9 protein-coding genes are annotated in these 13,531 nt (G+C 69.9%); 8 read left to right on the forward strand and 1 reads right to left on the reverse strand.

The features are described from left to right. The coding region (locus SX243_20595) for an rRNA adenine dimethyltransferase family protein (GenBank protein ID MDY7095383.1) at positions 1-579 on the reverse strand (579 nt) is incomplete at its 3' end. A 115-nt stretch (positions 580-694) separates the two neighbouring features. Here SX243_20595 and SX243_20600 point away from each other — a divergent pair. From SX243_20600 to SX243_20635, 8 genes are all read left to right on the forward strand, one after another. Further along, complete coding sequence (locus SX243_20600; protein ID MDY7095384.1) at positions 695-1,780, forward strand: MoxR family ATPase; 1,086 nt, start codon at positions 695-697, stop codon at positions 1,778-1,780. A gap of 174 nt (positions 1,781-1,954) precedes the next feature. After that, positions 1,955-2,866, forward strand: coding sequence for a DUF58 domain-containing protein (locus SX243_20605; protein MDY7095385.1), 912 nt, complete (start codon positions 1,955-1,957; stop codon positions 2,864-2,866). A gap of 161 nt (positions 2,867-3,027) precedes the next feature. Further along, complete coding sequence (locus SX243_20610; protein ID MDY7095386.1) at positions 3,028-4,008, forward strand: hypothetical protein; 981 nt, start codon at positions 3,028-3,030, stop codon at positions 4,006-4,008. After that, entirely contained in the window at positions 4,008-5,000 is a 993-nt protein-coding gene (locus SX243_20615; GenBank protein MDY7095387.1) for a VWA domain-containing protein, read from the forward strand. The genes SX243_20610 and SX243_20615 overlap by 1 nt, the downstream gene beginning before the upstream one ends. Next, complete coding sequence (locus SX243_20620) at positions 4,997-7,051, forward strand: VWA domain-containing protein (protein ID MDY7095388.1); 2,055 nt, start codon at positions 4,997-4,999, stop codon at positions 7,049-7,051. The genes SX243_20615 and SX243_20620 overlap by 4 nt, the downstream gene beginning before the upstream one ends. Further along, positions 7,048-8,988, forward strand: coding sequence for a BatD family protein (locus SX243_20625; GenBank protein ID MDY7095389.1), 1,941 nt, complete (start codon positions 7,048-7,050; stop codon positions 8,986-8,988). The genes SX243_20620 and SX243_20625 overlap by 4 nt, the downstream gene beginning before the upstream one ends. 70 nt (positions 8,989-9,058) lie before the next feature. Next, entirely contained in the window at positions 9,059-10,246 is a 1,188-nt protein-coding gene (locus SX243_20630) for a sensor domain-containing diguanylate cyclase (GenBank protein ID MDY7095390.1), read from the forward strand. A gap of 116 nt (positions 10,247-10,362) precedes the next feature. Further along, the coding region (locus tag SX243_20635; GenBank protein ID MDY7095391.1) for a fibronectin type III domain-containing protein at positions 10,363-13,531 on the forward strand (3,169 nt) is incomplete at its 3' end.

Genomic DNA, 13,531 nt, shown 5'->3' on the forward strand with positions numbered 1-13,531 from the left:
CCGCAGCTCGAAGCCGACGAAGGCACCGTCCACCTTCGGAGGAGGAAAGAAGCTCCCCTTCTTCACCTTTCCCAGCCAGCGCACCCGGGCCGAGGCCGCAGCGTGCACGCTGAGGGCGCCGTAGGGTTTGTCCCCGGGCTTCGCCACCAGCCGTTCCCCCACTTCCTTCTGCACCAACACGGCGGCCCGGGGAATGCGTCCCGGATGCCCCAACACTTGCCGCACCAACACCGTCGCCACCTGATACGGCAGATTGCCCGCCATCTGGCTGCCCCGGGGCAGGCGATCCCATGGAATGTGGATCGCGTCCCCTACCACCACCGTCAGCCGCGGCGAAGGATAGCGGCGGCAGAGCTCGAAGGCCCAGGCCTGATCCAGCTCCCAGGCCACCACCCGATACCCCGCCGCCAGCAGCTCGCCGGTGAGGACCCCACCGCCGGGACCGATCTCGAGCACCAGATCAGAGCCGGGAGCCTGCTCCGTGGGCTCCACCGGCGGCAGCAGGAAGTCCAGCAGCGGGCGGCACAGGTGGCCGCCCACGAGATGGTGCTGGCCGAGGGATTTGTCGTAGCGCGGCATCAGGCCGCATAAGGTATCAGGATCGGAGCCCTCCGCGGCTGCTACAATCCCAGGCCTTGCATAGATTCCGATGCATGGACCCAATCTCTAAAAGCCACTCTATGAGCCCCTATCCATGAGTCCCGTCAAATCCCGCGACCGCCGCAGCCGAGGCTCCGCCCGCCGCCGCGGCAAAGCCCAATCCGGATCCAAGTCCCAAGAGATGGAGGAGAACGAGGAGAGCCAGGTGGAGACCGTCCTCGATACGGAAGCCGTGGCCGAGACCCTGGCAGCGGTGGAGGAGGAGGTGCGCAAGGTCCTGGTGGGGCAGGACTATCTGCTGGACCGCCTCTTCGTCAGCCTGCTGGCCCGTGGCCACGTGCTCATCGAGGGCGTCCCCGGCCTCGCCAAAACCCTCACCGTCAAGACTCTTGCGGCGGCCTTGGAGCTCGACTTCTCGCGCATTCAATTCACCCCCGATCTGCTGCCGGCGGATCTGGTGGGAACCCTGGTCTACGATCAGCGCAGCGGTAGCTTCACCCCTCACCGGGGCCCGGTCTTCACCCACCTGCTGCTGGCGGACGAGATCAACCGCGCTCCTGCCAAGGTGCAGTCGGCGCTGCTGGAGAGCATGGAGGAACGACAGGTCACCCTCGGCGACGAGACCCAAGCCCTGCCCGAGCCCTTCATGGTGCTGGCGACCCAGAATCCCATCGAGCACGAAGGAACCTACCCGCTGGCGGAGGCCCAAGTGGACCGCTTCATGATGAAGCTGCGGCTGGGCTACCCCAACCGCCAGGAAGAAGCGGCGATCCTCGACCGGATGTTGGTGGAGGCCCCGGGGGAGGTCGCCGCCGTGCTCCACCGCGACACCTTGCTGGAGCTGCGCCAGGCCGCGGACGAGGTGCGCCTGGACCAGACCATCCGCGACTACATCCTCGACCTGGTGGCCCTGAGCCGCGATCCCGCCGGCCTCGGCGCGCCGCACCTGGAAGGTCTCATCGCCTACGGCGCCTCGCCCCGGGCGACCCTCTTCCTGGCCCGCGGCGCCAAGGCCCTGGCGTTGCTGCGGGGCCGCGATTACGTGCTGCCAGAAGACGTCCAGGAGCTCGCCGCCGACGTGCTGCGCCACCGCCTGGTTCCCAGCTTCGAGGCGGAAGCGGAGGAGATCACCACCGACCAGCTGGTCACCCAGCTACTGGAGCAGGTTCCCGTCCCTTGAGGTCCAGTCCTGAGGCCCAGTCCTGAAGCCCAGTCCTGAGGCCCAGTCCTGAGACCCAGTCTTCCAACTGCTCCCGGCAGCCAACTACTGAAGGAGGCTCTGGCCCCGTTGCCCGCACCCCCGCCCTCCCCCACCGCTCCTGAGGCGTCCTCCGGACCACCCCGGAGTTCACGAATGCCCAAGGACCTCGTGCGCAAGGTCCGGCGCATCGAGCTCTCCACCCGACGGCTGGTGGACCGAGGGGTGGCCGGCGACTATCACTCGGTGTTCAAAGGCCGGGGCATGGAGTTCGCCGAGGTCCGCCCCTACCAGCCCGGAGACGATCACCGCACCCTCGACTGGAACGTCACCGCCCGCCTCGGCGAGCCCTATGTCAAACGCTTCGTCGAGGAGCGAGACCTGACGCTGATGCTGGCGGTGGACGTCTCCGGCAGCATGGGTTTCGGCTCTCGGGCCTGGGTCAAGCGCGAGCTGGCGGCGGAGCTGGTGGCGCTGCTGAGCTTCGCCGCCCTGCGCAACCAGGACCGGGTGGGGGCCGCGCTGCTAGGGGACGGGCTGGAGCACTTCCTGCCGCCACGGCGCCGTCGTAGCCACGTGCTGCGGGTGGTTTCGGAGGTGCTGGCGCGACCCAGCGGTGGCCCCACGAACCTCCAGGAGGGGCTGGACTCGCTGCTCAACGCCCTCGACCGGAGGGTGGTGCTCTTCATCCTGTCGGACTTTCTCGAAGCTTCCTGCGAGCGCGCCCTCAAAGCCGCCCGGCGCCACGATGTGGTGCTCCTGGAGCTCCTCGATCCCCATGACCTGGAGCCACCCCGCACCCCGCCGGTGGTCTTGGAGGATGCCGAGACCGGCCGCCGGGGTCTCTTCGGCCGCGGCCCCTGGGCCACCGGCTGGCTACCCCGTCCCCTGCGCCCCGGGAATTCCCCGGCGGAGCAGCTGGCTGCCCGCCGGCGGCGTCACCGGCTGGAGCTGCAGAAGCGCGCCCGCAGCCTCGGCCTCGACCACGTCACCCTGTGGACCCACCGCCCCTACCTGCCGCCCCTGCTGGCCTTCTTCGAGGCCCGCCGGCGGCGTCTGAGCCGTTGATGCGCCATCTCTCTGCCCCAAGACCCGAAGGTGGAGAGGGTGGGCTGGCGCCCATCCCACAGAGCTCCTGGCCGACGACCTCCCGTAGGGTGGGCGCCAGCCCACCATGGGACCAACTTTCGCAGCGTCCGAGCCGCGGGTCTGCACACCAACCCGCGCCCGTGAGATGGGCCCTTGCCGGCTCCGTCGCTCTGCTGACCGGGCTGCTGGTGGGGATTCTCGCCGGGACTCTCGACCGTGCCACGGCCCAGGGCGCGGCGGACGCTCCTCAAGCAGCGGTGATCGTCGAGCTACCGGAGGAGCCGGGGATTCTGTCGGTGGGGCTGCCCTTCGAGGTGCTGGTGGAAATCACGGGATCGGCGGAGGCTGGCCCCCGCTTCCCCCGCTGGCGCCAGCGCTGGGGCGACGCGGAAATCGTCTCGGTGGCGGCAGTAGAAGAACAGGAAATCCCAGGCGAGGAGGCCGACGGCGAATCCACGCGCCAGCTTGCGACCCTCTACCGCCAGCGCCTCACCCTGCGGGTCTTCCGCCCCGGGCCCGCCGTGCTGCCGCCGGTGGCGATCTTTGCCGGTGAACGGCCAGGGGACGAGCCGACCCTGACTCCGGCCGCGACGGTGGAGATCGCTGCCCTGCTGCCGCCGGACGCCGCCGGGCCGCTGCCGCCGGTGCCGCCCAAGCCCCTCCCGGGGGTCAGCGGCCTCTGGCTCGCCGGCCTCCTCCTCGTGATCGTCACCACCGCGAGCCTCGCCTACCTCTATCGCCAGCATTTCGCCGCCGCCGGCCCGGGCACTCCCGGGGAGGAGCTCCTCCAGGCCCTCGTCAACCTGCGGCGCCGGGCTCCCGACCCGGTGGCCTTCCACCATGACTTGAGCCACGCCCTGCGCCGCTTCTTGGGACGCACCCTACGCTTTGACGGTGAACGGGCCTCCACCCGGCAGGTGGAGCGAGTCTTGAGCATCGCCGGCATTCCCACCCGCCGCCGGGAACCCGCCGCGAATCTGCTGAGGCAATGCGACGCCGTGCGCTTCGGCGGTCATCCGAGCACCCGCCAGGTGATGGTCGGCCGGCTGGCAGCGGCCCGCAAGCTGGCCAACGCCTGGGCGCTGCCTGCTTCCCTCGAAGAAGATCGGGGAGCACCTTGATGTCCTTCGACACCCTCGCCCACCCCGCCTGGCTGCTGCTCTGGCTGGTCCTTCCGTGGCTGATCCTGCGTCACCACCGCCGTGGCCCCGCCCAGGCCCAGCTCTACAGCTCCCTGCCCCAGGAAGCCCGCGGCGGCTGGCGACTCCACGCCGCTTTCTACCTGCGCCTCACCGCCCTGGCGCTGGTGGTGGTGGCCCTGGCGCGGCCCCAGGCGGTGGACCGTTGGCAGGAAGAGACCCGGCTGGGCATCGACATCCTGGTGGCCCTGGACGTCTCCGGCTCCATGGCCGCTGAGGACTTCCAACCGCAGAATCGCTTGGCGGTGGCCAAGGACGTGGTGCGGAACTTCGTCCAGCGGCGGCCCGGCGACCGCATCGGCGCCCTGATCTTCGCCGACACCGCCCTCACCCGCTCTCCCCTGACCCTCGACCACCGGGCCCTGATCCAGGCTCTCGAAGCGGTGGAGCTGGACAGCCTGCCCGACGGCACCGCCATCGGCGTCGCTCTGGCCACCGCCGCCCTGCGGCTGGAGAACAGCCAGGCCGCCACGCGGGTGGTGGTATTGGTCACCGACGGCGCCAACAACGGCGGCGAGGTCGACCCAGCCACCGCCGCCGCCCTCTGCGCCGGTCTGGGGATCCGCGTCTACACCGTCGGAGTAGGCACCGACGAGCGGGTGCCGGTGCCCCGCACCTTCACCAATCCGCGCACCGGTCAGCAGCAGGTGGAGCGTCGCTACACCCGCTTGGAGGTGGATGAGGAGCTGCTCCAGGCCATCGCCCAGCGCACCGGCGGGCGGTACTTCCCCGCCACCGACGAGGAGGGATTGGAGCAGGTCTTCGCCGAGATCGACGAGCTGGAGCGCAGCGAGATCGTCGTCGCCCGCCACCGCCGGACTCGGGAGCTCTTCGTTCCTTGGGCTTCCGCGGCGCTGGCTCTGACTCTGCTGCCGCTGGTCCTCGCCGCCGCCGGCTGGAGCCATCCGCCATGAGCTTCGCCGAGCCCGGATCCCTGCTCCTCCTGCTGCTGGTGCCCCTCGCCGCCGGCGCCGCTGCCGGCCTGTGGTGGCGCTGGCACCGCGCTGCCCGGCGGTGGGTGGCGCCGTATTTGTGGCACCGGCTGCTGCCAAACCACGATCCCCGGTGGACGGCGGCGACGGTGGCCTTGCTGGCACTGGCGGTGGCCGCCTTGGCGCTGAGCCTCGCCCGTCCCCAGCGCCCCGCACCGCCGATGGATGGCACCCTGCCCCGGGCAACCACCCCGGAGCCAAGCCCAGCGCGGGAGGTTCCGGGGGATGTCATCCTCGCCCTGGACACCTCCTTCTCCATGGCCGCCGACGATGTCCGCCCCTCGCGCATGGCGGTGGCCCGCCGCACGCTGCGGGAGCTCACCGCCGCCCTGCCGAATCACCGACTGGCGCTGTTGCAGTGGGAGGCGGAGCCGCGGGTGCTGTCTCCCCTGACCGCGGACCACGACCTCTTGTTGGTGCAGGCGGAGGGCCTCGAGGCCGGTTCCATGGAGCGCCCCGGTTCGGCGCTGACGCCGGCGCTGGATGTCGCTACGGACCTCTTGTCCTCGAATTCCTCGGCGACCACCGGCGCCCCGGCAACTAATCCCCGACGCGCCGCCGCCCGACCGCGGGCCATCGTGGTGCTCACCGACGGCGAGGACCACGGGGGAGGATCCGGGACGGGAGCCTCGGCACCAGACCTCGCGGAGCAGCTCGCCGAGGTCCTCCGGGGGTCCGGGATCAGGGTCCACGGTGTGCTCGTGGGCACCCGGGAAGGCAGCCGGTTGCCGCTTCCCGAAGGCGGATTCAAACGCGACGCCGATGGCCGGGAGGTAGTGAGCCGAGCCCGGGAGGAGCCGCTCCGCTCGTTGGTGCGGGAAACCGGTGGCGTGCTGCTGTGGGCACAGCGAGCCGACACGTCCCTCGCTCCCCTCATCCAGAGCTTGCACTCCGCTCCTTCCGGTGACGAGCCGGGAGCCCCTGTGCGCGAGGCCTTCCAAGGACCGCTGCTCCTCGCCGCCCTGGCCCTCTTCGGCCATCTGCTCCTCGGCGACGGCCCCGTGGGGCGGACTCCCCCCCTCGACCTCCGCACCCGGCTGCACCGCGCCGGAGCCCTGACGAGGACAGGCTGGAGCGCCGCTCACCAACGCCTTCGGCGAGGTCTCCGCTGGGCTCGGCGACGCTGGCGAGCCCGCGGCACCGCGGCCCTCCTCTGTCTGCTGGTCCTACCCTGGGCCAGCGGCCAGGCGCCAGCGCCAGCGGACGGCCCGACCGGCGGGCCTCAGCTTCCCGGCGACTCGGCTCGGCCCGCCGATCAACCCGTGAGGAGAGGCCTCTGGCAGAGTCCCCGGCGCCTCAGCCGCTTCGCCGTCGAGGCCTACACCCAGGGGGATCCGGCCCTCGCCACCGCGGCGGCGGAGGCGGCCCTGGAGAAGGATCCGGAGAATGCGACCCTGCTCTTCAACGCCGGCTCGGCCCGACTGGCCTGGGAGCTGGGGTCCGAGAGGGCAACGAATCAACAGGAGTCCTCGGAAGCTGTGGCAGCGGCCCTCGAGCACTTGGAGAAAGCCGCCCGCACCGCCGAGAACCCGGCCCTGGCGGCGGACGCCTGGTACAACCTGGGCACGGGCCTTCTGATCGGCCCACGGAATCCACGAGACCGGCGGCGGGCCATCCAGGCCTTCGAGGAAGCCCTGCGGCGGAACCCCCAGCATCAGCGCGCGCAGCTCAACCTGGAGTGGGCGCTACGGCCACCGCCGGAACCTCCGTCGCCGCCGGATCCGCAGCCCGAAGGCGACTCGCCGGCCCCCGAGAATCAGCCTCCGGAACCCTCTCCCGACGAGGCCCCCAACAGCGGCGCGGGCTCCCCGACGGAGGATCCTCGATCCGCCAGCGACCGCTTCCGGCCCCAGCCGGACCTCAGCCCGGAAGCGGCCCGGGCCCTGCTGCGGGCGGTAGAAGACTTGGAGCGCAGCGGACACCGCCAGGACTCCGAACCGCGGCGCCGTTCTACGGGGGCGCGGGATTGGTGAGAGCTTTTCGTCTCGCCTACGAGCTATGCCTTGGTCTGGGGCTTGGTCTGGGGATTGGTGTGGGGATCGCTCTGGGATTCCTGGCTGTCGTCTCGGCGGCCCAGGCCCAACCACCGGTGGAGGCCAGCGCCGAGCTCAACCCGGGAGTGATCGGCGTGACGGAGCTGGCGGAGCTGCGCATCTCGGTGCGCGGGAGCGGGCTGGAGGGCATGGAGCCTCCCACCTTCCGCCTCGCCAACCTGGAGGTCGCCGACGGCCCCCGCACCGCCGTCGGCACCCGCGACGCCTCGGGGCGCCGGCAGGTGACGTTCCGCTGGCTGCTCTCGCCGCAGGCGGTGGGCGCCGCCCGGGTCTTCGGCCTGCGGGTGGAGGTCGACGGCCGGCGCATCGAACTGCCTAGCCGTAACCTTCGGGTCCAGCCCCGACCCACCGGCAACGGCATGCGCCCTCCCGGAGACGGGCGGCGACCGTTGCCGGGACCGGAGAGCCCCCACACCCCCCTGGGAGATGCTCCCCCCGGATCTCCCGCCACCGCCACCGCACCGCCTAAGGAAGAGCCCGCAACCGCCGTCCCCACCCCTCCCCAGCGCCCCGCCGGCAAACCCCGGGTGCTGCTGCGAGCCCAGGCCAGCCCACGGCGCCCCTACGTCGGCCAGCAGGTGGTCTACACCCTCTACATCTACTACCAGGCCGATGTCCACTCCATCCGCCCCCGGGAGCTGCCCCAATTCCACGGATTCTGGGTGCGAGAGATCTCGGTGCCGCCGGGGGCCCCCGGGGAGCCGGTGCAATACGGTGGGCGCTCCTACCAGCGCTCGGTGCTCCTGCGCCGCGCTCTCTTTCCCCTCCGCGCCGGCGAGCTGGAGATCCGCGGCGCCGAGGCCCAGATGATCGCCGACCAGGGCACCGCCGACGCGCCCCGGGGAGAGCTCCTCCAGCGCCGCAGCAACGATCTCACCCTCGAGGTGCGCCCTCTGCCCGATCCTGCCCCGGAAGGCTTTTCCGGCGCCGTCGGCGACTTCCGGCTGAGCACTCGGCTGGAGCCGGCGGAAGTTGCCGTGGGAGAGGCGGCGATGTGGAACTTGACCCTCCAAGGCACCGGCTCCCTGGCCTCCGTAGCCCCTCCCCGACCGAAGCTGCCGGAGGGCCTCGAAGCCTCCCTGGCGGAGCAGGATCTCCAGCAGGAGGTCCAGGGCCGCACGGTCCACGGGGAACGGACCTGGCGCTTTCTCCTGGTGCCAAGGGAGCAGGGAGAGCTGACGGTGCCGGAGGTCTCCATCCCCTTCTTCGACCCGCGGCAGGAGACCTACCGCACCGCCACCGCTCCGGCAACGCCTCTGCGGGTGGTCCGCTCCGGCGAGCTCGCCACCGGAACCACCTCAACCACCGGTTCCAAGAGCGCCGAGGAGCCCCTTTCGGAAGAATCCTCCGGTAGCCGTTCCAGGTCCTGGACGCTGACGATCCTGGCGGTGCTGATGCTGATGGCGGCGGCCGGAGCGGGAGGCTTCTTCCTCGCTCGCCGGGGCCGGAGCCGAGACACCGGCGGTGAGCCCCATCCCGGAAGGAGCTCAGAGAAGCACAGCTCTAGGACCTCCAGGGTCGAGGCGCCCAGCCTGCGGCAACGGCTGGCGGAGCTGAAGAGCGCCACCGCCCAGGCCTCCGATGCCGCTGCGGCCCAGGCCATGGAACGTTATCTCCGCTCCCTCCTCGCCCTGCGCTGGCCCGAGATCGAAGAGCTCAAAGCATCCCGGTGGGCCCCCTGGCTGCGCCGTCACAATCACGGCCGCCACGGCCTCGCCGACACGGCCGACGACGTACAGCGCCTGGTGGAGGATCTGGACTTCCTCCGCCGCGCCCCCCAGCTCTCCGACAACGCCGCCCTGCGCGCCGACCTGCTGCGCCGCTGCCGCACCCTGGGCCGGCAGCTGAGCCGCTGAGCCCGCCATTCCTTGGCCCCAGCCGGCGGCTCTGATATCTTGAGCGCTCAACCTTGACTTTTTGAGAACCGTGGCTCAACAACCCGAAGCTCCTCTGCCAGCCCCCGCGAACGCTGCCATGGTGGACGATGACGCCGCCTCCAGCTTCCATTGCCTGGAGCTGATCCGCCTGGAGAACTTCCTCCACCGGCGGCGAGCTCGCCCCAGTTTTCCCCTCGAGCTCAACTTGGCGGAGAACCTGGTGGAGGTGCTGCGCAAGGCCAACGAGTTCGTACCCTCCGCCGCCGGCTCCATCCTGCTGGACGACCCGGTGGGCAAATCCAAGGACCGCACCCAGGGGCAGCTCACCTTCATCGCCGCCTTCGGCGAGAAGTCCGAAGGTCTGGTGGGCACCTCCATCCCGGTCACCGAGGGCATCGCCGGCCACGTCTACGTCACCGGCAAGACCTACACCACCGGTGAGGTGCGCTCGGATCCCTACTTCTACTCCGCCGTCGACGAGGTCACCAGCTACACCACCGAATCCCTCATCGCCGTGCCCATCCGCATCGAGCAGGAAGTCTGCGGTGTCCTCGAGCTGATCAACCGCCGCGGCATGGATCACTTCAACGACACCGACCGCAACCTGCTGGAAATCTTCGCGGGCTATATCTCCATCTCGATCCAGAACGTCCTCGACGGGCGGCAGGCGCAGGAGATCGCCAAACGCGACAACCTCACCGGCCTGTTCAACGACCGCTACCTGCACATCGCCCTCTCCCAGGCGATCCTGGAGTGCTCCAAACCCGAACGGGACCTGGCGGTCCTGTTCATCGACCTCGACTACTTCAAACGCGTCAACGACACCCACGGCCACCTCGCCGGCAGCCAGGTGCTGCGGGAATTCGGCGCCATGCTGCGCTCCATCGTTCCCGATGACAAAGCCATCGCCGCGCGCTACGGCGGGGACGAATTCGTCCTGGTCTTCCCCGACACCGACATCGACGGAGCCGTCGACGTGGCGGAGCAGATCCGCACCCTGGTTCCCGCCAAGGCTTTTTGTAGCGTCGAAGGGGAAATCCAGAGCGAGCCCCTCAACCTCCGCGGGCTCACCTGTTCCATCGGTATCGCCACCATGGGCCGGCACATCACGGAAGACACCGACACGGAACAGCGCAAGAGCACTCTGCTGCGGCTAGCGGACGCCGCCATGTACGTGGCCAAGGAAACCGGCCGCAACCGCACCGCCGTCGCCGGCCAGCCGGTCCGCCGACGCTGAGCCCGTACCACCTCGCCTCTCCGGGAATGAAATCGCCTTGGATGGGGTTTTGCCCAGTGGTATCATGCTGCAATGACATTCTCCCAGGTTTTTACTTGCTGCTAAGGAGCTTCTCCATGTCCCGCACCCATCCGCCCAAAGCTCACCGACTCCTGCCGCTCCTCGCCCTCGCCCTACTGCTGCCCCTCCTGCTGCCGGCGGCCCCTGCCGAAGCCACCACCTACCAGTGGATCGCCGACGAGGCGTTGGTCGATGCCACTCCCCTCATCGCCGAGGTCGAGGTGCTGTCAGTGGAAGGAGCGCCCGGCGGCGAGCGGCCCGCAACCGACTACCTGGTGGAAGTGCAGAGCCTGATCAAGGGTAGCGCTCCCGGCAGCGTGCTGGTGGTTCGGGTCCCCGGCGGCGTCGGCGCCAGCGGCCTGGAGCTGAAGATCTGGGGAGCTCCGAGCTTTCGCACCGGCGACCGGGCGCTCCTCTTCCTGGCTCCGCGGCAGGACGGCACCTTCGGCATTCGGCACCTGATGCTGGGCACTTTCCGCTCCTACCGCTCCCACGGCTTCGACCTCGCCCTGCGGGACCTGTCGGAAGCGGTGGAGATCGCGGCCCCGGGGCAGGCGCCCCAGGCCGGCCAACGGGTGCGGGATTACGACGTCTTCGTCGAATGGCTGCGGGACCGCGGCACCGGCGTCCAGCGGCAGGCGGACTATTTCGTCCAGCTCCCCGAGCCCCAGATCCAGAGCATTCAGGACGAATTCACCCTCTTCACCAACGGTGGGCGCAACATGCGCTGGTTCGACTTCGACGCCGGCCGGTCGGTGCAATGGTTCTCTCACACTACGGGCCAGCAGGGCCCCTCCGGTGGCGGTGTCGCTCAGGTGCGCAACGCCCTGGGCATCTGGAGCCGAGCTTCCGGCTCGAATATCAACCTGGAATACGCCGGCACCACCGGCGCCACCGGCGGTCTCCAGGACTTCGACAACATCAACACCGTCCTGTTCAACGATCCCAACAGCGAGGTGGACGGCAACTGTATCGGCGGCGGCGTCCTGGCCATCGGCGGCCCGTGGTTCGATCCCGGCTTCACCGGCCAGTGGCAAGGCCGCACCTACATCCAGATCCTCGGCGCCGACATCGTCACCAACGACGGAGGATCCGGCTGTGGCTTCGGCAACGAGACCTACTTCGAAATCGTCATCATCCACGAGTTCGGCCACACCCTGGGCATCGGCCACAGCTGCGCCGAGACTCAGGATGGCCCGGTGCCGCCCTGCGCCGGCAATGACCCGATCCTCAACGACGCCATCATGCGCGCCTTCGCCCACCGGGCCAGCCGCGGTACCGCCCTCGGCGTCGACGACGAGCGCGCCGCCCGCGCCCTCTACGCCCGGAGCGCCGGCCCGTCCGGTCCGGCGGCTCCCAGCGGCCTGGAAGTGAGCCTCAACAAGCTCGACGCCCTGCTCACCTGGACCGACAACAGCACCGACGAGACCTCCTTCCGCATCCTGCGCAGCGCCGACGGCGGGACCCAGGTGACGGTGGCGGAGATCGACGCCGACAGCACCGTCTACCAGGACCGCGGCCTCGATCCGGGCACCCTCTATCAGTACCAGGTGGCCTCGGTGCGCGGCGGCGGCCTGGGACGCAGCTCGACGGTGACGGTGCAGACCCCGCCGCTGATCCCCGTCACCGCCGCCCTCGTGGCACCCCCGGGGGCGCTTCAAACCGGCCAGCCGGTGAGCCTGGAAGCCACCTTCACCGGACCGGTGGAGAAGATGACCTGGGAGATCGAGCCCAACGGTCTGGGCGTGCGGGAGGTCCCCTGCGACTCCGACCGCTTCTGCCTTACCCACATTTTCACGGAGCCCGGCAGCTACTCCGTCACCGCCGTCGCCACCGGCAACCTGGACCAGACCGGCCGCTCAGCGCCCATGTCGCTGGTGGTCGGGGACGGCGGCAGCGCCTTCGATGAGTCGGAGTCGGTGATTCAGAGCTCGCTCTTCGGTCAGCGCGGCAACACCGGCACCTTCGAGACCAACGTCTGGCTGCACAACTCCGGGGACGCCCCGGCGGTGGCGGAGCTCGCCTTCCTCACCCGCGGCCTGTCCAACCTCGACCCCATCCGGCGCCAGCTGACGGTGATGCCCGGCACCTCCCTCTTCCTGCCCAACGCCGTCTCCTCGGTTTTCGGCGAGTCCGAGACCAGCGGTGCCATCGCCATCCGCAGCCTCGTACCCACCGGCGGTGCGGGGCCGGACCTGCGCGCCATCTCCCGCTCCTTCGTCGAGCTCTCCACCGGCACCCCGGGTAGCTTCGGGCAATTCGTCGGCGCCAACGGACCCCAGAGCATCACCGCCGACGACAAAGTCGTACCCGGCATCCTCGAAGGTGACGGATTCATCAGCACCCTGCTGGTGGCCAATCTGGAAGACGTGCCGGGCCGGGTGGACATCCAGCTCCTCGACGCCACCGGCGCCACCGTCGGCACCACCACCTTCGGCGTGGCCCCGCGCTCCATGCGCTTCCAGCGGACCCTCGGCCTCTTCCCCGACGTGGGCGGCCGGCCCGGTCCCTTCACCGCCCGTTTCAACAACACCGCGGGCACCCGCTTCGTCGCCTCCGCGACTCTCCTCGAGGCCCGCTCAGAGGACCAGATCTTCATCCCCGCGGCAGATCTCACCGAGGATCAGGAGAACCCCCTCTACCTACCCCGGGTGGTGCGCAACCGCGGCCTCTTCGACGTCTTCCTGATCAGTCAGCTGGTGGCCTACAACCCCTCCACTCAACCGACGCTCTTGACCCTCGAGCTGCTCGAGCGCGGCCAGGACAACTCCTCCCCCGCTTCCGCCCAGGTCACCCTCAGCCCCGGCCAGACCCTGCTGGTGGACGACCCCATCCAGGATCTCTTCGGCCTCAGCGAGCGCACCGGCGCCCTCAAGGTCAGCTGGCAGAACTCCACCAACACCGCTCCGCGGCTGCTCAGCTTCGCCTTCGCCAATACCGAAGGCGGCGGGGAAGAGGGCCTGCGCTTCGGCATGTTGGTCAACCAGCGCACCGCCCTGGAGGCCGGGGGCGCCTCGATCCTCGACTTCGGCGCCGAGCAGAGCGATCTGTTCAAGAGCAGCTACGGCGTCGTCAACCTCGGTCTCGGCGGCGGCCGGGTGGAAATCACCCTCAAGGACGGCGACGGCAACGTGTTGGCGATCAAGGAACGAGGCCTGCGGCCCCAGCAGCACCTGGAGCTCAACCTCGCCGGCCTGTTCAGCGACACCGCCATCGGCGAGGGCC

Source organism: Acidobacteriota bacterium (assembly GCA_034211275.1).
In the GTDB taxonomy this organism is placed as follows: domain Bacteria; phylum Acidobacteriota; class Thermoanaerobaculia; order Multivoradales; family JAHZIX01; genus JAGQSE01.